Origin of the sequence: Kitasatospora sp. NPDC090091, assembly GCF_044747365.1 — a bacterium.
Classification (GTDB): Bacteria; Actinomycetota; Actinomycetes; order Streptomycetales; family Streptomycetaceae; genus Kitasatospora.
In genome coordinates, this window is the sequence record NZ_JBIVDY010000006.1 from 86510 (window position 1) to 105717 (window position 19208).

At 73.7% G+C, this 19208-nt stretch carries 12 protein-coding genes; 8 read left to right on the forward strand and 4 right to left on the reverse strand.

The window, feature by feature from the left end; all coding sequences use genetic code 11:
- Nucleotides 1-37 precede the first annotated feature (37 nt).
- Entirely contained in the window at nucleotides 38-2176 is a 2139-nt protein-coding gene (locus ACIPSC_RS12340) for an AAA family ATPase (protein ID WP_400825114.1), read from the reverse strand.
- Nucleotides 2177-2546: 370 nt separating this feature from the next.
- The gene (locus ACIPSC_RS12345; protein WP_400825526.1) at nucleotides 2547-3125 is read right to left on the reverse strand and encodes a uridine kinase; all 579 of its coding nucleotides are present in this window, start codon (nucleotides 3123-3125) and stop codon (nucleotides 2547-2549) included.
- A gap of 342 nt (nucleotides 3126-3467) precedes the next feature.
- Between ACIPSC_RS12345 and ACIPSC_RS12350 the strand changes: the two genes are divergently transcribed.
- Complete coding sequence (locus tag ACIPSC_RS12350) at nucleotides 3468-4631, forward strand: acyl-CoA dehydrogenase family protein (protein WP_400825115.1); 1164 nt, start codon at nucleotides 3468-3470, stop codon at nucleotides 4629-4631.
- 263 nt (nucleotides 4632-4894) lie between these two features.
- Here the strand turns inward: ACIPSC_RS12350 and ACIPSC_RS12355 are convergent, their stop codons facing one another.
- Nucleotides 4895-5032 carry a hypothetical protein gene (locus ACIPSC_RS12355; protein WP_395297142.1) on the reverse strand — a complete coding sequence of 46 codons (138 nt, stop codon included), beginning with the start codon at nucleotides 5030-5032 and terminating at the stop codon, nucleotides 4895-4897.
- Nucleotides 5033-5687: 655 nt separating this feature from the next.
- On the opposite strand from ACIPSC_RS12355, the gene ACIPSC_RS12360 reads away from it, so the two are divergent.
- From ACIPSC_RS12360 to ACIPSC_RS12385, 6 genes are all read left to right on the forward strand, one after another.
- Nucleotides 5688-6506 (forward strand): methyltransferase domain-containing protein, encoded by an 819-nt coding sequence (locus ACIPSC_RS12360; RefSeq protein WP_400825117.1) that lies wholly within the window; start codon nucleotides 5688-5690, stop codon nucleotides 6504-6506.
- Nucleotides 6507-6712: 206 nt separating this feature from the next.
- Nucleotides 6713-8554, forward strand: a complete 1842-nt coding sequence (locus tag ACIPSC_RS12365) for an ABC transporter ATP-binding protein (RefSeq protein WP_400825120.1) — start codon at nucleotides 6713-6715, stop codon at nucleotides 8552-8554.
- Nucleotides 8538-10388 carry an ABC transporter ATP-binding protein gene (locus ACIPSC_RS12370; protein WP_400825122.1) on the forward strand — a complete coding sequence of 617 codons (1851 nt, stop codon included), beginning with the start codon at nucleotides 8538-8540 and terminating at the stop codon, nucleotides 10386-10388. Before ACIPSC_RS12365 ends, ACIPSC_RS12370 begins: the two co-directional genes overlap by 17 nt.
- Nucleotides 10388-11320, forward strand: a complete 933-nt coding sequence (locus ACIPSC_RS12375; RefSeq protein WP_400825123.1) for a hypothetical protein — start codon at nucleotides 10388-10390, stop codon at nucleotides 11318-11320. The genes ACIPSC_RS12370 and ACIPSC_RS12375 overlap by 1 nt, the downstream gene beginning before the upstream one ends.
- Before the next feature lie 94 nt (nucleotides 11321-11414).
- On the forward strand, nucleotides 11415-14060 hold the full coding sequence (locus tag ACIPSC_RS12380) for a beta-ketoacyl synthase N-terminal-like domain-containing protein (protein WP_400825125.1): 2646 nt from the start codon (nucleotides 11415-11417) through the stop codon (nucleotides 14058-14060).
- A gap of 43 nt (nucleotides 14061-14103) precedes the next feature.
- Nucleotides 14104-15051, forward strand: coding sequence for a transglutaminase domain-containing protein (locus tag ACIPSC_RS12385; RefSeq protein WP_400825128.1), 948 nt, complete (start codon nucleotides 14104-14106; stop codon nucleotides 15049-15051).
- A 167-nt stretch (nucleotides 15052-15218) separates the two neighbouring features.
- Here the strand turns inward: ACIPSC_RS12385 and ACIPSC_RS12390 are convergent, their stop codons facing one another.
- Nucleotides 15219-18041, reverse strand: a complete 2823-nt coding sequence (locus ACIPSC_RS12390; protein WP_400825130.1) for a BTAD domain-containing putative transcriptional regulator — start codon at nucleotides 18039-18041, stop codon at nucleotides 15219-15221.
- A gap of 243 nt (nucleotides 18042-18284) precedes the next feature.
- Between ACIPSC_RS12390 and ACIPSC_RS12395 the strand changes: the two genes are divergently transcribed.
- Nucleotides 18285-19208 (forward strand): CHAP domain-containing protein (locus tag ACIPSC_RS12395; RefSeq protein ID WP_400825131.1); only part of this gene is annotated, 924 nt, incomplete at its 3' end.

Here is a 19208-nt window from a genome sequence, read left to right on the forward strand (position 1 = left end):
CGCCGGGCACCACCGACGGCGGCCGGGGTACGGCGGATCAGCCCCGGCCGTCGATCAGCTCGCCGTAGGCCTGGACGAGGTCCGGCAGCCGCAGGGTGGCCAGGTCCTCGCGGCCGGGCGGTTCGCGCAGCAGGGTGAGCCGCAGGTCCCGGTAGGCGCAGGACTTCTCGTACAGGGTGCGGATGAAGCGGCCGTTGCCGAGCTCGTCGATCCAGCCCTCGCGGACCACGTGGGTGCAGATGCTGGCCAGCTCCTCGGCGGCGTCCTCGTCCCAGCCGTCGCCGTCCCGGTCGGCCAGCGTCGCGCCGATCGCGGTCAGCTCGCCGGGGCGGTAGCTGGGGAAGTCCACCCGGGTGGTGAAGCGGGAGTTGAGGCCGGGGTTGGTGGCGAGCAGCCGGTTCATCCCCTCCGGGTAGCCGGCCAGGATCACCACCAGCCGGTCGCGGTTGTCCTCGGCCCGCTTCAGCAGCACCTGCAGCGCCTCGTCGCCGTACGCGTCGCCCTTGCTGTAGCCGGAGTTGGAGAGGCTGTAGGCCTCGTCGATGAAGAGCACGCCGTCCAGCGCGGAGTCGATCAGCTCGTTCGCCTTGACCGCCGTCTGGCCGAGGAACTCACCCACCAGGTCTGCTCGTTGGGCCTCGACCAGATGATCCCCGGAGAGCAGGCCGAGAGCGTGGAAGACCCGGCCGAGGATGCGCGCGACGGTGGTCTTGCCGGTGCCGGAGGGGCCGGAGAAGACGAAGTGCCGCTTGGGCGGCTGGACCGGCAGGCCCTGTGCGGCCCGCAGCCGGGACATCCGCAGCTGGGCGGAGAGCGCCCGGACCTGCCGCTTGACCGGCTCCAGGCCGACCATCCGGGAGAGCTCGGCCAGGGCGGCGTCCAGCTCCTGCTCGCTGCCGGCCCGGCCGGCCGGGGCGAAGGTGCCCGCCGTCCGGGGGAGCGCCTCGCCGCGGGCCGGTCCGGCGCCGCCCGCGGCCGCGGGGGCGAGCGGCGGGACGGCCGGGCCCGAGCGCTCGCCGGCGGGCGCGGTCCGGCCCGGCGGCAGCGGGGTGCCCGCCGCTCCGGCCGCTTCGGGCGTGCCGGGTCTGGGCGCCGGATCGGTGCCGCCGGCGTCCTGCTCGGCCGGGAGGGGCCCGGACGGCGGCTGCCCGCCGGAGTAGGCCTCGGCAGGGTAGGCCTCGGGGGAGTAGCTCCCGGCCGGGGAGGTCTCGGCCGGGCCGGCCCCGCCGGCGAAGGCCCCGGGCTCGAACCCGGCGGCGTCCTGGCCCCCGGCCCCCACCGCGTCCAGGTCGGCCACGGAGCCCGGCCCGTCGGTGTCGAACCCGATGTCGCCGGCCGCCGTACCCGCCTCGCGCCCGGCCGCACCCATGGCGTCCAGCAGCGCGTCCCCGAGGCCGTCCTCGGCCGCGATCGCCGCGAGCCGGGTGGCGGTGTCCATGAACGCGGGGTCGGCCCGGTGCACCGCCCGGTAGAGCGGTAACGCGGCGGCGCTGCGCCCGGCCCCCTCGTACGCGCGGGCCAGCCAGTACCGCAGCTCCTTGCGCTGAGGCTGCTCGGAGCGGCAGCGGGCGAGCGAGGCCGCCAGCGGCGCCTGCGCCTGCGCGCACATGTCCAGCCGGACCCGGGCCATGCCGGCGAACAGCCCGGCCTCGATGCCGAGCAGCGGGTCGTCCAGCAGCCGGTCGGTGTCGCGGATCAGCTGCTCCCAGTCCTTCAGCAGGTAGGACCGGCAGGCGTGCAGGAAGCGGGCCGACGGGTCCTCGGCGGGGGACGGGCACTGCTCCAGCGCCTGGTCCAGCTCGGAGAGGTGGCGGCCGTCCAGCCAGTGCGAGGCGTGGGCCAGGGCGAGGTCGCGGGAGTCCTCCAACACCGGCTGGACCCACCAGCCCAGCCAGTACCAGGAGCTGAGCGGCCGGCTGTGGCGGCGGCGCTGCTCGCCGAAACGTTTCTGGTTCCGGTACATCGCCAGCAGGGCGCCGGAGGTGTCGCTGCGCAGCGCGTGCAGGCCGAGCCAGGCGTCGGCCATCCCCGGGTCCAGCCGGACGGCCGTGCGGAACTCCTCCTCCGCGCGGGCGTACGCTCCCGCGGTGTAGGCGTCCATCGCGCGCAGCCAGGCGCGGTCGGCGAGCCGGTTCGGGGCCGGGCCGCCCGCGTTGTTGCTGTCGGAACTGTCCACCGTCGTCACTCACGCCCCCCGCGGTGTGCCTCGGGGCTCGGCCGGCGTCGGAGTCGTCGTGCGCGGAGCCGGCCGGTGGTCGAACGCCCCCGGGACGCATATGCGCCTCCCGGAAATCGTACCGGCGCGGGGCTGATCCGGAAGGGTGCCGCGCCGGGTCAAATGCGATCGAGGGCGCGGGCGTTGGGCTTCCGCCGGGGCCGTGGGGGCCCGGAGGGCGCACCGGCGCGTGCGGGCGGCGCACAGGGCGCGCGATGGGGGGACGGCATCCCCGGCTCACGGGGGAACAAGCCGGGGATGCCGAGTCGAGGTGTTGCGCGATCCGTGGATGCGGCAACACCCGAAACCTAATTCCTGGCGATACCGCAGGTCAAGGGCTTGTTGAAGGTTCACCGACGGTGCTCGGCGTGATCCGCCCGGTCACTCCGTCGACCCGCGTCGCGGCGTACGGGCGGCTCGGGTCGGCGGCGAAATGCGCCGTTTCGGCCCGCGCCCAGCCCGCCCAGAACTCCGCCAGCGCCGGGCCGTCCCGCTCCTTGCCGCGCCGCCGGGCGTCCTCGGCCGCCAGCTCCATCCAGACCACCCGGGCGAGCCACGGCCGCACCGCGCGCCGTCCGGCGCCGACCCCCTCCACCAGGACCACCGGCGCGCTCGGCAGCGCCGCCGTCGAGGCGAAGCGGCGCAGCGTCCAGTCGTACACCTCGTACGCGGCGTCCCGGCCGGCCGCCAGCGGCTCCAGCACCTGCTCCCGCAGCCGCCCGGTCCAGCCGAACGGCTCCGCGTGGGTGGCCAGGTCGTCCAGGTGCACCACCGGAGCGCCGCCGAGCGCGGCCGCCAGCCGGCCGGTGAAGGTGGTCTTGCCCGACCCGGCGTGGCCGTCCACCGCGACCAGCCGCACCGGCCCGCAGGACGGCGCGAGGGCGCGCAGCTCGGCCGCGAGCGCGGTCAGCTCCGCGGCGCACTCCCCGCAGGCGCCCCCTGCCCGCCGGGCGGCGCCGTCGGCGCCGGCGCCGGCCGTACCCGCGGTGCGGACATCGGACCGGTCTCCGGACGGGGGTTCGAGGATTTCGGAAGCAGCCACAATGGCCACCCTACGGCCGCCCACGTGCCGATACGGACAGTGATCCCCCGCAGGTCGTGACGGCAGCGCCGGGAATCGGGCATACTCGCATCGCCACGCTTGTGAACGGCCGTTCACCGCAATCCGGTGCCGGTCGGTCCGACCAGCCACACCCGCGTCGGGCCCGCCACTCCGGGGCCCGGTGCCCGAACGAGGAGGCGACCAGCCGCCATGACCACCTCCCCTGTGAAAGCCGTGGACCGTCAGCTCCCCAGCGAGGAGGCCCGCGAGCTGCTGGGCCTGACCCGGGAGCTGGTCCAGCGCGAGCTGCTGCCGCGCGCGGCGGAGGACGAGGCCACCGGCCGCTTCCCGCGCGAGGTCTTCCGCACCCTCGGCGCGGCGGGTCTGCTCTCGCTCCCGTACGAGGAGAAGTACGGCGGCGGCGACCAGCCGTACGAGGTCTACCTCCAGGTGCTGGAGGAGCTGGCGGCCGGCTGGCTGGCGGTCGGCCTCGGCGTCAGCGTGCACACCCTCTCCTGTCACGCCCTGGCCACCTTCGGCACCGAGGAGCAGCGCGCCGAGTGGCTGCCGGGCATGCTCTCCGGCGAGCAGCTCGGTGCCTACTGCCTGTCCGAGCCGCAGTCCGGCTCGGACGCCGCCGCGCTGCGCACCCGGGCCGACCTGGACGGCGACGACTACGTCGTCAGCGGCACCAAGGCGTGGATCACCCACGGCGGGCAGGCCGACTTCTACAGCGCGCTGGTGCGCACCGGCGAGCCCGGCTCGCGCGGCATCAGCTGCCTGCTGGTGCCGGGTGTCACGGCCGGCCTCTCGGCGGCCCCGCCGGAGCACAAGATGGGCATGCGCTCCTCGCCGACCGCCCAGCTGCACTTCGACGGAGCCCGGGTGCCCCGCGAGCGGCTGATCGGCACGGAGGGGCAGGGCTTCCAGATCGCCCTCGCCGCTCTGGACTCCGGCCGCCTCGGCATCGCCGCCTGCGCGATCGGCGTGGCCCAGGCCGCGCTGGACCTCGCCGTGGACTACGCGCGCACCCGCCGCCAGTTCGGCCGGCCGATCGCCGACTTCCAGGGCCTGTCCTTCATGCTGGCCGACATGGCCACCCAGATCGAGGCCGGCCGCTCGCTCTACCTGTCCGCCGCGCGGCTGCGCGACGCCGGCCGTCCGTTCTCCAAGGAGGCGGCGATGGCCAAGCTGTTCTGCACCGACACCGTGATGCGGGTGACCACCGACGCCGTGCAGGTCCTCGGCGGCTACGGCTACACCCAGGACTTCCCGGCCGAGCGCTACATGCGCGAGGCCAAGGTGCTGCAGATCGTCGAGGGCACCAACCAGATCCAGCGCCTGGTGATCGGCCGTCACCTGACCAAGGGCTGATCCCGCCGCCGGCCCGGCCGGGGCCGGCCCTGTGCGCGACTGTGGCCCGTCCGGGGATTCCCGGACGGGCCACCGCCGTTCCGGGGAGATCGCGGGCGTCCCGGAGGGGGGCGGAACACCCGCGTCGAATTCCGGTGAAGCCGTGGGGTGCATTCTCGGAACCACCCCGGGAATCCCCGGCCCGGGGTAGCGGAAAGCGGCGGCCTCCGGGACGGGGAACGCCCGTCCCGGAGACCGCCGGGGTGCCGCGGAGCGGCGCCTGGTCAGGCCGCGATCTTCCGCATCTGGAATTCACGGTCGGCGGCGTCGTCGCTCTGCAGCTCGGCCACCCAGGCCTCGAAATCGGCGATCTCCTCCAGGCTCGGCGCCGGACGGACCGCCTCGATGAGGGCAGTGCTCATGGAAATGTCACCCCCGTTCTTCCTGAGTTCCTGCTGTCGGCGAGAGGGCCGTTGATCAGGCCTTCTTGCTGGACACGATGTCGTACTCGGTCACCCAGGCCTCGAAGGCCGCGAGCTCCTCGTCGGTCGGAGCGGTGCGCGTAGCCATGTCTGTCACCCCCGTTCGTGCGATATGTTCCGAAGATCGGGAGGGGCGCCCCTGAATTCCCGGATATGTCACCCGGGAGCGCTTCCCGGTTGAACGCTCAGATTCAGCGCATCTTCATCGAGTTGATGTCGTACTCGGTGACCCAGGCCTCGAAGGCCGCGATCTCCTCGTCGGTCGGAGCCGGACGGGTAGCCATGTATTTCCACCCCCTTTCCTTGATCGACTGCGGGGCGACGCTAGCACGTTGCATGTCCACATCAGCAACGTGATGCGGGTCACATGCGCGGAGCGTTTGCGGTGATCGTCACGCTCGACTGCGTACATGTCATGACGTAGAGTCTGGCGAAGATCATCAGTCGACGCCGGCGGGGTGCCGGAGTGCCGCACCCCAGGTCGGCCGGGTCGCAGCACGCCTGTGCGCGAGCCGGGACCGCGGACATCCGAGCGCCACCGAAGCGCCGTCACCGGTCATACCGGTCCGTCGACCTGCACATCGGAGGGGGACCAATGTCTGTCGAGGCGATCGGAGCCGACCTGCGTGCCTTCGCGGCCGTGGACGAGGTCGAGGATCCGCTGCCGCTGATCCGGGCGCTGGACGAGGGCAAGGCCTACCCGGGCATGCGCACCGCCGAGGAGGCCGTCATGGCCGAGCTGCGCCTGGAGGGCGCCGCGGCGGTGCTGGACGTCGGCTGCGGGCTGGGCGCCGACGCGATCGCGATGGCCGGAAGGGTGCCGCAGGGTGCCCGGGTCACCGGACTCGACCTCAGCCGCACCATGGTCACCGAGGCCCGGCTGCGCGCCTCCCGGGCCGGCGCCGCGGTCTCCTTCGAGGTCGGCAGCGCGCTCGAACTCCCCTTCGGGGATGGTGATTTCGATCGCTGCCGGGCCCAGACCCTGCTGCAGCACGTGCCCGACGCACCGCGCGCGATCGCCGAGATCGCCCGGGTGCTGCGGCCCGGCGGCCGGGCGGTCGCCTTCGAGTTCGACCTCGGCACGACCGTGCTCGACCACCCCGACCGGGCGACCACCCGGACGATCCTCGACTACGTCACCGACGCGGCGCTCCAGGGCTGGATCGGCCGTCAGCTGCCCCGGCTCTACCGGGAGGCCGGCTTCACCGAGGTCGCGGTCCAGCCGCACCCGGTCCCCAACGACTTCGCGTTCTTCCTGTTCACCATGCGGCGGCCGCTCGCCCAGCTCGTCAAGGACCGGGTGCTGACCGCCCGCCAGGTGGTCGCCTGGAAGCACCGGCTGGAGCAGCTGCACGAGGACGGCCACTACCTCGGCGGCACCACCGGCTACTTGGTGTCGGCGGTCAAGGCCTGACCTTGCGCCGGCGCCCGGCCCACCACCCGGCGGCGGCCCGGCCCACCCACCCGGCCCCGGGGCCGGGGCTCCCGGCGCCGCCCCGGCCCCGCGCGGCACAGCCGCGCCCGGCCCGCCGCGCTCCCAAGACTCCGCAGCCCCGCAGTTCCGTACCAGCGAGAGAAGTGTGCTTTCCCGTGCCCAGACGGCAAGACGGCGACCCGCCCGTGACCGAGACACCCGAGACCCCAGCCGGGGCTGAACAGCGCTCCGGCATCGCGGCCCTGGCCGCCCGGCTGCGCGACCGGGACGAGTGGAAGTTCTTCGCCGTCCTGCCTCGCGCCCACCGGGGCCTGGCCATCGCCTGGTGGGCGCTGATCCTGGTGCGCGGCGCCCTGCCCGCCCTGTTCGCCGTCACCACCGGCCTGCTGGTGGACGCCATCGGCGACGGCACCTCCCTGACCGGACCGCTCTGCGCCGCCGGCGCGGTGTTCGTCCTGCTCCGCATGCTGGTGCCGCTGCACTCGCAGGTCGGCGTGGCCCTCGGGGAGCGCCTCTCCTGCCTGCTGCACGACCTGCTGGTCGAGACGACCACGGCACCCGGCGGCATCGCCCATCTGGAGTCGCGCGAGCTGGCCGACGAGCTGGCCGGCGCCCGGGACTTCGACCAGGGCACGGTCGGCCCGCCGATGGCCATCTCGGTCGGACTGATCGCCGGCGGCCTGGTCGAGGCGGCCGTCGGCGCCGGCCAGGTGATCGTGCTCGCCGCCTACACCTGGTGGGCACCCCTGCTGGTCGGTGGCGCCTGGCTGGCCACCCACTGGTTGCTGAAGGAGAGCAGCTTCTGGGACCGCAACACCGGTGAGGTGCTGGACGCCCAGCGACGCTCCGACTACACCTACAAGCTGGCCGTCGACGCCCCGGCCGCCAAGGAGCTGCGGATCTTCGGGCTCGGCGACTGGACCGTGGCGCAGTTCGCCGCCGCCCGCCGCCGCCTGGTGGAGCTGCGCTGGCAGACCACCAAGCTGCAGCAGCGGCCGCTGCGCTGGACCATCCTGATCCTGGTCGCGGCCAACGGCGTCACCCTCTGGTCGCTGGCCCGGGACGCGGCCTCCGGCGCCGTCGGGACCGGCGAGGTCGTGGTCTTCGCCCAGGCCGCGGTCGGCGCCGGTGCGATCGCCTTCGGCGGTCTGAACTGGGCCCTGCCGCCCGCCGCCGGTTCGGTCGCCGCCGTCCTCGGACTGCGCGGGAGCATGGCGGAGGCCGGCCGGCTCGGCGGCACCGGGGAGCGCCCGGCGGGCGAGGCGCCGCGGGAGGAGATCCGCTTCCGCGAGGTCGGCTTCTCCTACCCGAACGACGACCGGCCGGTACTCGACGGCCTAGACCTCACCATCGAGGCCGGGACGTCGCTCGCCGTCGTCGGCCTCAACGGCGCCGGCAAGACCACCCTGGTCAAGCTGCTCTGCGGGCTGTACGAGCCGACCAGCGGCACGATCGAGGTGGACGGCACCGCGCTGGGCGAGCTCGACCTGGCCTCCTGGCGCCGCCGGCTCACCGCCGTCTTCCAGGACTTCAACCGCTACGAGCTGCCGCTGCGGGACAACGTCGCACCGCTCGGCGCCCCCGACGAGGTCATCGAGGCCGCGCTGGCCGACGCCGGGGCCGCGGATCTCGCCGACCTCGACACCGTGCTGGCCCCCGGCTACGACGGCGGCCGCGACCTCTCCGGCGGGCAGTGGCAGCGGGTCGCCGTGGCCCGGGCGCTCTGCGCGGTGCGCCAGGGCGCCGGGGTCGTCGTCCTGGACGAGCCCACCGCCCAGCTGGACGTCCGGGGCGAGGCCGAGATCTTCGACCGGATCCTCACCGCGACCAAGGGGTGCACCACGGTCCTCATCTCCCACCGGTTCTCCACCGTCCAGCACGCCGACCGGATCTGTGTCGTGGCCGACGGCCGGGTCGCCGAACTGGGCACCCACGACGAGCTGATGGCGGCGAACGGCCGCTACCGGCAGATGTTCGACCTGCAGGCGTCCCGATTCGAGGAGGAACCCGATGGCATCGCCGGCTGACAAGACCAAGGCCGCCGACCCGCTGCCCTCGTCCGTCCGGGCGCTGGCGCGCTCGCTGCGGCTCGGCTACCAGGCGAGCCCGCTGCTGATCGTGGTGGCCTTCGGGACCACGGTGGCCGCGGCCGCACCCGACGCGCTGTTCGCGGCCGGCCTCGCCGCGCTGCTGCACGGGGTGCTCACCCAGGACGACGGACGCATCCTCGCCGCCGCGCTCTTCCTCGCTGCCCTCGCCACCGGCAGCTGGCTGCTCGGCATCGTCAGCGACCGGGCCAACCGCCGATTCGCCGACCGGGCCGCCGTCCACGTCGAGTCGCACGTCGCCCGGCTGCAGTCGGCGGTGACCACCCTGGAGCACCACGAGCGGCCCGAGCACGCCGATCGCATCTCCGTGCTGCGCAACCACGCCGGCGCGTTGAGCTACCTGTACCAGGAGCTCTTCGGCACCGTCGGCGTCCTCGTCCGACTGGCCATCACCCTGCTGCTGCTGATGTCGGTCGACCCGCTGCTCGGTCTGCTCGGCGTGCTGGCCGTCCCCGGCGTGCTGGTGTCCGGCTGGCGCTCCGGCGTCGACAAGAAGGCCGAGGAGGCAGGCGCCCAGCACGAGCGCCGCGCCCGCCACCTGTTCACCCTCGCCACCTCGGCGGGCGCGGGCAAGGAGATCCGGGTCGCAGGAGTCCAGCGCTGGCTGCTCGACGCCCGGCACGACGCCTGGAACCGCCGCTACCAGCCGCTGGCCCGATCCCGCTGGATCACCGCGCTCTGGCAGGCCGCCTCCCACGCACTGTTCGGCGCCGCCTTCGTGCTGGCCGTCGCACACGTCGCCAACGGCTCCGGCCCGGCCGCCGCCGACAGCCTGCTGCTGCTCACCGCGGGCAGCCGGCTGGCCCAGTACGTCGGACAGACCGTCACCCAGGCCCAGTTCTACCGGACCATCTGGCTCGACGTGTCGCGCCGCCTGACCTGGCTGGAGGACCTCGCCGCCGCCGACCGGGCCTCGGCCGACCTGCCGGTTCCGGCCCGGCTCACCGGCGGCATCCGGCTGGAGCGCGTCGGCTTCCGCTACCCCGGCTCCGAGCAGTCCGTCCTGGAGGACGTCACCCTCGACCTGCCCGCCGGCAAGGTCGTGGCTGTGGTCGGAGAGAACGGCGCCGGCAAGACCACCCTGGTCAAACTGCTCTGCCGGTTCTACGCCCCGACCTCGGGGACGATCAGCGTGGACGGCGCCGACCTCGCCCGGATCTCCCCGGCCGGCTGGCGCGAGCGGATCAGCGGCGCGTTCCAGGACTTCTTCAAGTTCGAGTACCCCGTCCGGCAGTCGGTCGGCCTCGGTGACCTCCCGCGGCTTGACGACCCCGCCGCCGCCCGGGCGGGCATCGCCCGCGCAGGGGCCGAGGAGCTCGTCGACGGCCTCCCCGACGGCCTGGACACCCAACTCGGCCCGACCTGGGAGAACGGCGTCGACCTGTCCCACGGCCAGTGGCAGAAGGTCGCCCTGGCCCGCGGCTTCGTGCGTGAGGACCCGCTGCTGCTGGTGCTGGACGAGCCGACCTCCGCGCTCGACGCCGAGGTGGAGCACGCGCTGTTCGAGCGCTACGCCGAGGCCGCCCGGAGCGCTGCCGGCGACGGCTCTGGCCGGATCACCGTCCTGGTCTCGCACCGCTTCTCGACCGTGCGGATGGCGGACGTCATCGTCGTGCTGGACGGCTCCCGGGTCGCCGAGTACGGCTCGCACGCCGAACTGATGGCGCGCGGCGGCCAGTACAGCGAGCTGTACGGCATCCAGGCGGCCTCCTACCAGGCGGGCGCGCGCGCCGTACCCGCCGAGGCGCACTGATGGCCGTACCCGCCCGCACCGCCCGGCCGGCGGCCGACGAGCGCACCCTGCGTGAGCTCGTCGGCCGGATCGGGCGGGTGCCCGACCGGTACCGGGAGTTCGGGCAGACCGCCGCCGAGGCCACCTGGCAGCACGGCATCGACGAGGCGCTGCTCGGCACGCTCACCGAGCTGGGCCTGCCGTGCCGGCCGGGCGCCGACGGCCCCCGCTACGACCAGCTCGACCTCGCGAACGTCTCGCTGTCGCTCGCCCTGCCCTCCGCGCGGTTCATGGCCATGCGCGGCTGGGCGGCGGCGATCCGCTCGGCCGCCCGGGCCTCCGGCGCCACCTCGTACACGGTGGACGTGCTGCCCGCCTGTCCGCCCGGCCCGCGCGAGCACGACTGCAACCCCGCGGCGGCGCCGCTGCTGCGCGAGCAGCCGGGCTTCGACGGGCCGGCCGGCGGCCCGTTCACGCTGACCAGGCTGGTCCCGGCCCGGCCCGCCGCGGTCCACCCGGAGCTGGCGGCGCTGACCGAGCTGGTTGCAGCGGTGCACTTCCACTACCTGCCGGCCGGACTGCGGCAGGACGTCGGCTTCCTGCGGGAGGCGGCGCTCGCCGACTGCGGGCTGGCGGCGACCTTCCTGGCGGAGGAGGCGCTCGGGCTCGGCCTGACCGCCCGCCGCTCCTTCGGCCTGTTCCTGTCCGCGCCCTACTCGATCGCCCACTCTTGGCTGGACGTCAGGGTGGACGACCGCTGGGTCTCCTTCGACCCGCACCTGGTGAACCTGCTCACCGGCTGGAACCTGCTGCCGGCCGAGGAGTGGCCGTCCTACCGGTCCATCGGCGAGGGCGCCTGGCGGCTCGCGGACCACGAGTTCGTGATGGCCATGCACGACGGCGCGGAGACGCCGGTGTCGTTCCCGACCCGCGCCGCGGCCCACGACGCGTAGGGCCCGCCCAGGGCGGGCGTCCCCCGGGCGGGGGACGCCCGCGACCGGCGGCGCCGCGACGGCAAGCGCCCCGGACCCAGACGAAAGGATCACCATGGCAGCCGATTCCCCGAACGGCGACCCGTCGGGTGCGGGGCAGGTGCCCCCGGTCGCGGCCGTGCGCGGCTACGTCCGCGCGGTCGTCGCGGAGGTCGCCGGGGTGCCGGTGGAGGAGCTGACGGCCCCGGACGCCCTGCGCGAGCTCGGGCTCTCCTCGCTGGCCAGGATGAACATCACCGTCCGCTTCGACCGGGACCTCGGCGACATCGAACCCACCCTGACCTTCGAGTACCCGACGGTCGAGGAGCTGGCCGACCACCTGCTGGCGACCAGACCGGCCGAGCTGACCCGGCTGCTCCCGGCGCCCGGCGCCGCGACCGCCCCTCCGCGGGCCAGGCCGGAGCGGGACGGGCGGCCGGACCGGGCCAGGCCGGAGCGGGCCGAGCGGCCGGAGCGGACCGAGCACGCCGAACGGTCCGAGCACGCCGAACGGCCCGCCGGGGCACCGTCCTCCGCGGACATCGCCGTCATCGCGGTGACCGGCCGCTACCCCGGCGCGCCGGACGTCGAGGCGCTCTGGCGCAACCTCCGCGACGGCGTGCGCAGCACCGGCGAGGTCCCGGCCGACCGCTGGGACTGGCGCTCGTACTTCGACCCGCGCAAGGGCCGGCCCGACCGCACCCACGGCCGTTGGGGAGGATTCCTGGACGGCGTCGCGGAGTTCGACGCCGAGCTGTTCCACGTCCTGCCGCTGGACGCGGCCCACCTCGACCCGCAGGAGCGGCTCTTCCTCCAGACCTGCTGGCACCTGCTGGAGCAGGCCGGGATGCTCGGCCCCACCACCCACGAGCCGGAGACCGGCGTCTTCGTGGGCAGCATGAACCACACCTACGGCAAGATCGGCGCCACCCGCTGGCCGCTCGGCGAGCTCACCGGCCCCAACTCCGCCCCGTGGTCGATCGCCAACCGGGTCTCCTACTTCTTCGACCTGCACGGGCCGAGCTTCGCCGTCGACTCGGCCTGCTCCTCCTCGCTCACCGCCGTCCACCTGGCCTGCGAGAGCCTGCGCCGGGGCGAGTGCCGCACCGCGATCGCCGGCGGCGTCAACCTGATCCTGCACCCCGCCCACCTGGTCGGGCTCTCCGCGTCGTCGATGCTCTCCTCCGACGAGGCGTGCAAGGTGTTCGACGCCGCGGCCGACGGGTTCGTCCCGGGGGAGGGCGTCGGAGCGGTCCTGCTCAAACCGCTCACGGCGGCCGTCGCCGACGGCGACCACATCTGGGGCGTCATCAAGGGCAGTGCGCTGAACACCGCCGGACGCACCTCGGGCTACACCGTGCCCAACCCGGCCCGCCAGTCCGACCTGGTCACCGCCGCGGCCGAGCGGTCCGGGATCGATCCCGCCACCCTCTCCTACCTGGAGGCGCACGGCACCGGCACCGCCCTCGGCGACCCGCTGGAGATCGCCGGGCTGGCCCGCGCACTGGCCCCGGGACGCCCGGCGGACCGGCCCTGCCCGGTCGGCTCGGTGAAGGCGAACATCGGACACCTGGAGGGCGCGGCCGGCGTGGCCGGGCTCACCAAGGTCCTGCTCCAGCTGAAGTACGGACAGCTCGCGCCCTGCGTCGGGCTGGAGGAGCTCAACCCCAAGATCGACACCCCGGTGGTGCGGTTCCCCCGGGAGGCGGAGGAGTGGGTGCCGGCGCCCGGAGCGCCGCGGCGCGCCGGGGTGAGCGCCTTCGGGGCCGGCGGAGCCAACGCGCACGTGATCGTGGAGGAGTACCGGCCGGCCGTGGACGGGCCCGAGGCGACGCCCGTCCCGGAGGAGGAGCAGCTGGTGCTGCTCTCCGCCCGCACCGGCGAGCGGCTGCGCGTCCTCGCCGCCGCCTTGGCCCGGGCCCTGTCCGAGGAGCCGGGTGGGCCGGGCGGGCTGACCGGGCTCGCGTACGGCTCGCAGGTCGGCCGCCGGGAGCTGGCCGAACGGCTCGCCGTCACCGCGCGCGACCGGGCCGGACTCCGCGCCGCGCTGGAGGCCTTCGCCGCCGGGCGGTCCGCGCCCGGGCTGCGGACGGGTGCCGTGCGCACCGACGCCGGGTCCGGCGGCCTGCTGGACGACGAGGACGGGCGCGCCTACCTGGACGCCCTGGTGGACAAGCGGCGGCTGGACCGGCTGGGCGCGCTCTGGGTCGACGGCGTGCCGGTCGACTGGAGCCTGCTCTGGCCGGCGCCCGCCCCGCGCCGGGCGGCGCTGCCGCCGTACCCGTTCGAACCGCGGAGCTTCTGGATCGACCCGGCGGCGCCCTTCGGCGCCACCGGGAACGCCAGGTCGGGCGGGACCGCGGGGGAGGCCGGCACGGAGCCGGGCACCGCCGCGGACCGGCCCGCCGTGGACGGCCTCGCCGCCGCCGTCGAGGAGGTCCTGCGGCAGACGGCCGCCGGCTTCCTGCTGGTCGACCCGGACCGGGTCGACGTCGAGGCCGACCTGATGGAGCTCGGCTTCGACTCCATCGCCCTGGTCCTGCTGACCGCCCAGGTGGGCGAGGCGTTCGGCATCGAGCTGGACCCGCTGCAGGTCCTGGACCACCCGACGCTCGCCGCGCTGCGCACCCTGCTGATGTCGGAGCACCCCGAGGCGGTGGCCGCCCGGCACGGCGGCCCCGGCCTGCCCGGCACCGCGCGCCGACCCGCACCGCGCCGCTGACCGCGCCGGCCGCGGCCCGACCGACGAGAGAGTGGAGAACCCGATGCACGACCAGGTGGCGGAGCTGCCGGACCGCAGCCGGACGATCGAGGAGGTGGTCGCCCGGGCCCTGCTGATCCCCGGTCGCCATCGGGCCTTCGACGTCCCGCGGGCGATGCTGGCGAAGGCCTACGCCATCGACGCCGAGCTGCTCGCCGAGCTGCTCGACGCCGGTCTGCCGCACCAGGGCGACGGCGAGGAGCTGCGGCTCAACTCGTTCGACCTGGAGAACGTCACCGTCGAGCTGGAGCTCAACTGCCCCAACTGGATGCTGATGAAGACTCTGGCCCGGGCCTTCGACGGCGAGCTCGGCAAGGACAGCAGCAGCGCGTACGCCTTCCGCACCACCGGGCGCTGCCCCGAACCCGGCCACCCCGGCGAGTGCGACTTCGCCCCCGGCGCCATGCTGGACGCCGACCCCGGCTCCGGCGAGGTGACGTGGGACAGCCCGCTCTCCTTCACCCGCCGGGTCCGGTTGCCGGAGGAGGAGTACTGGTTCGACGAGACGGCGCGGGCCGTGTTCGAGCCCGTTCACCGGCTGACCTTCCACCTGCTGCCGCACGAGCTGTCCACCGACGTCGGCTTCGCCCGCGAGACCGGGCTGGCCGACTGCCGGCTGGCCAGCCACGTCCTGCTGGCCGAGACCCGCGACGCCGGTGTGGAGGTGCGCGGCGCCAGCGGCTTGATCATGGCCGCGCCCTTCCCGCTCCAGCACATGTGGATCGAGGTCAGGACGGCCGACGGCTGGACGGCCGCGGACCCCTTCTTCCTCCGGACGCTGGCCGGCTGGCGGATCCTCGACCCGCGGGTCTGGCCGGAGCACCGCTCGCCGCGCCGCATCTACTGGCCGATCGACGGCGCTCCCGCGCCGGAGGACATCGTGCTGGTCACCCACCGGGGCGAGCGGGCGCCGAGCTCCAGCCGGATCGTCAACTGGCAGTCGCAGCAGTAGGAGCGGTCGCAGCACGCGCACCGGCAGAGTGCCGAAGGGCCCGGGACCAGCACGGGACGCTGTTGGTGATCCCGGGCGGTGTGTGACGTCGGCCTTCAAGACCCGGTTGTGGTCATGAAGGCCGACGTTGTCCGGGCAGGTGTCGAGGGCACCATCTCCCAGGGCGTTCAGGCGGAATCGGCGACGAACTCCGGACCGTTCGACTCCCTTTCGATCTCTTGGATCCTGGCGTCGAGGCGATGTTCCCTGGCGACATCGAGTGCTTCCCGCCAGTGGCGCCTGGCGATCTCCGGATCGCCGTGTGCCGCCTCGGTGCGGGCGATGGCCTGCAGGATCGTGACCACCCCGCCATGAATGCCGAGCGCTCTGCGGATCTCCAGACCCTCCGACAGCACGGCCAGCGCCTCCCGGGGTCTGCCGAGCCGGTCGAGGACCTCGCCCAGGTTCTTCAGGGCGATGGCCTGCTTGGAGCGCACGCCCAGACGGCGCCAGAGATCGAGGGCCTCCCTGAGGACCTGCTCTGCCTCCTCCAGTTCGCCGGCGATCATGAGTACACGACCCACGACGAGGAGACCAGCCTCGGCGGCCTCCGGACCGGGCGTGATGCGTGCCTTTTCGGTGAACCGTCTGGCATACCCGAGACCCGCTTCGACATCCCCGGCCTCGGTGGCCGCGGCGGCAAGATTGAACAGGAGCCTGGCCACAGATCCGGTCTGACCGGCTGCCTCCGCGTGGCCGAGGGCCTCGCGCAGATGTTCCAGGGAGAGCTCCATGCGCCCCTCGAACGCATGGGCGATGCCCATATTGTTGTGCAGGTGCGCCAGGCCGATCCGGTCGCCGGACTCCCGGGTGGCGTCCAGTGCGTCGTTCAGCGCTCCCATCCACTGGCCGGTGGACCAGTAGTTCTGGCCGTAACAGCCAAGCAAGCAGGCCGTGCGCCAGGCCAAATCGGGCCGGTCCATTCTGACCGACAGGCGGACGGCGTCCCTGTACGCGGGTATCTCCCGGATGAACCAGGCGAGAGCGTCAGCTTCATCGGAGAACGCGGGCAGTGGAGAAGGCACATCCTCCGGTATCGCGGGGAGCGGGGAGCGGGGATTCAGGACGTCGTACGCGCGGGTTCCCGCGGCGGTGTACCAGGTCAGGAGGTTCAGGAGGGCTGCGGTCCGGTCTTCGTCGGGCTCCTCGGCGAGGACGCGGTCAGCGGCGTACTCGCCCAGCAGGTCGTGGAACCGGTAGCGCCACGGTTCAGGGCTCTGGAGGAGGTGGTAGTCGACGAGCAGTTCCAGCAGGTTCGCGACGTCCGTGGTGGGGCGCTGCACCAGGGCGGCCGTCTGCTCGACGCCGAACCACATGCCGGGCCACAGGCCCAGCAGCCGGAACAGCCGGGCCGCTTCGCGCTCCTCCGCGTCCTCGCTGTCGCGCAGCGCCAGGTAGCTGGATGCGAAGGTGTCTCGCACGCTCAGGTGGCCCGCCGCCAGCGACCGCAGGCGCTGGCCATCGACGCTCAGGCGCTGCGCCAGGGTGTCCAGTGACCAGGCCGGACGGGCGGTCAGGCGGGCTGCAACGACGCGCAGCGCCAGCGGCAGCCCGCCGCACGTCGCCAGCAGCCGCAGGGCGCTGTCCGGTTCGGCGGACACACGGTCGGTGCCGCACACCGCCGACAGGAGGCGTCGTTGGTCCTCCACGTCCAGCGGCTCCAGGCGGATCTGGACGGCGCCGGGCAAGTCGGTGAGCGTGTTGCGGCTGGTCGCCAGTACGGCGCTGCGCCCGTCGCCGGGCAGCAGCGGCAGCAGGTGCTGAGCGTCACGGGCGTTGTCGAGCAGCAGCAGCACCCGCCGGGTGGTGAGGGCTGCGCGCAGTTGGGCGGCCCGGTCGTGGGTGTCCTTGGCCGGCGAGCTGCCGTGTTGCAGAGCGCCCAGGTCGGAAAGGAACCGCGCCAGTACCTCGTGGGGCTCGCGCGGCTCGCTGTTGCCGAAGCCGCGCAGGTCGACATAGAGCTGCCCGTCCGGGAACAGTTCCTTGGCGCGGTGCGCGGTCCGGACGGCGAGTGCGGTCTTGCCGACGCCGCCCATTCCGGAGATGACCAGCACGGAGGGGCTGTTGCTCCCCCTGGCTGCTGCCGCGAGATGGTCGCGGAGCTGCCCCAGTTCCTCGTCGCGTCCGGTGAAGTCGGATGTGTCGGCGGGGAGTTGTCCGAGTTGGGTGGGCCATGACGCGGCGGGGGCCGGTGGCGTCGGTTCGGTCCCGGGTTCGGTCGCGCGCAGGATGTCCTGGTGGATGCGCTGGGCGGCGTGCCCCGGTTCGATGCCGAGTTCGTCGCGCAGGGTCCGACGAAGGCGCCGGTAGGCGGCCAGGGCCTGGGCGCGCCGGCCGGTGCGGTGGAGGGCGAGCATCAGCTGCTGGTGGAAGGCCTCGCGCAGTGGGTGCTCGTCGACGAGCCGGGCCAGTTCGGGAACCAGCCCGGCGGACCGGCCCAGGCGCAGGTCCGCGTCGAGGCGCCACTCGAGAGCCTGCAGCCGTGCCTCTTGCCACCGTTCGCGCGCCGGGCCGGCGTCGGCGAGTTCGGGCAGTTCGGCGAGCGGGGCGCCGCGCCACAGCGCCAGTGCGGCGGACGTCCCCCGATGAACGGATTCCCAGTCGCCACCGAGTACGGCGCTGTGGGCTGCGTCGAGGTGACCTTCGAAGAGCAGGCTGTCGAGTTCGTCGTCGGCGACCCTGAGCCGGTAGCCGAGCTGTGTGGCCGCGATCCGGTCGGGGGCGCCGTCGGCCAGGGCGCGGCGCAGGCGCGCCACCAGGTTGTGCACCGCGGCCGCACCGGACTCCGGCGGTCCTCCTGCCCAGAGGGCGTCCTGGAGCCGGTCCGTCGTGAGCGGCTGGTTCGGGTGCAGCAGCAGCAGGGCCAGGAGCGAGCGAAGCCGGACACCCCGGACAGCGCGCTGCCCGGCGTTGTCCTCGACTCCCAGCTCGCCGAGTACGCGAAAGAACATGTGTTTCCCCCGTCGGGCCGCGGCTGACACCCGGTCAGAAATGATCTTTGGCTGATGATAGGGCCGTGACAGGTGCCCCCGTAATGCTTACGCACTGTGCCCCGGGGGGCGCCTCGCACGGGACGCTCTCGCCAGGGTGGGCGGAGGCCTGCTCGCGGCATGCTCCGCGTCGACTCACTCACCAACTCTCTTGCGCCGCACCGGCGCATTCCACACAACCATTCCAGGGGGACTGTCATGCTCATGGGCTCTCGTAGGAGCGCCGCCGCCGGCCTTGCCGCACTGTTGCTCGGCACTGGCCTTGGCCTGGTGTCCGCACCGGCCGCCCAGGCGGCCACCGGCAACGACATCGCCAGCACCGCGATCGGCCAGCTCGGCAGCGACGCCTGCGGCAACAGCGGCTCCGGTTACTACGTGTCCGGCACCGGCCAGACCAACAGCTGCTACGGCGGCGAGACCGCTCATGCCTGGTGCGCCGACTTCGCCGGCTGGGTCTGGGCGCGCAACGGTGTGAAGAACCTGGCAGTACTGAACGACCTCGCCAACAGCTTCCAGACCTACGCCAACAACAACCAGGGCGGCCTCTCCTCCACCCCGCACGTCGGCGACGCGGTGTTCTTCCACCCCAGCAGCCGCAGCTCCTCGTTCACCACCTACGACCACGTCGCCATCGTGGTCGCCGTCAACAGCAACGGCACGATCGACTACGTCGGCGGCAACCAGGGCGGCGGATCGGTGACCCGGAACTCCGGCATGCCCGGTACGGTCGGCGCCTACGAATGGTCCGTCAAGGGCACGGCCGTCCACCTGGCCGGGTACGCCAGCCCGGTACTGAGCAACTCCGCGCCGACCGCACCCAACTCCAAGCCGCCGTTGGGTAACAAGGGTTCGATCATTGCGGCTGACGGCAACCAGGTGACGTTCACCCGTGACGCGGGCTCGGGACACCTCCAGGTCACGTATCTGCCCATCGGCGGCGGCTGGGCCACCTCCGACCTCAGTGACACGGCCGGCACCGCCCCGTCCGGCGGTGGTGCTCCGGCGGCGTTCCTGCAGCCGAACGGCACGCTCGGTGTTGTCACGGCCGATGCCGCCAACGGTCACCTGCGGGTCACCTACAAGCCCGGCAACGGCGCGTGGGAGACCAGCGACCTGACCGCGAGCTTC

What these genes read in the sequence shown, in the direction of transcription:
- ACIPSC_RS12350 (WP_400825115.1), top strand. Translation starts at nt 3,468, where the DNA reads ATGACCACCTCCCCTGTGAAAGCCGTGGACCGTCAGCTCCCCAGCGAG.
- ACIPSC_RS12355 (WP_395297142.1), bottom strand. Translation starts at nt 5,032, where the DNA reads ATGAGCACTGCCCTCATCGAGGCGGTCCGTCCGGCGCCGAGCCTGGAG.
- ACIPSC_RS12360 (WP_400825117.1), top strand. Translation starts at nt 5,688, where the DNA reads ATGTCTGTCGAGGCGATCGGAGCCGACCTGCGTGCCTTCGCGGCCGTG.
- ACIPSC_RS12370 (WP_400825122.1), top strand. Translation starts at nt 8,538, where the DNA reads ATGGCATCGCCGGCTGACAAGACCAAGGCCGCCGACCCGCTGCCCTCG.
- ACIPSC_RS12375 (WP_400825123.1), top strand. Translation starts at nt 10,388, where the DNA reads ATGGCCGTACCCGCCCGCACCGCCCGGCCGGCGGCCGACGAGCGCACC.
- ACIPSC_RS12380 (WP_400825125.1), top strand. Translation starts at nt 11,415, where the DNA reads ATGGCAGCCGATTCCCCGAACGGCGACCCGTCGGGTGCGGGGCAGGTG.
- ACIPSC_RS12385 (WP_400825128.1), top strand. Translation starts at nt 14,104, where the DNA reads ATGCACGACCAGGTGGCGGAGCTGCCGGACCGCAGCCGGACGATCGAG.
- ACIPSC_RS12390 (WP_400825130.1), bottom strand. Translation starts at nt 18,041, where the DNA reads ATGTTCTTTCGCGTACTCGGCGAGCTGGGAGTCGAGGACAACGCCGGG.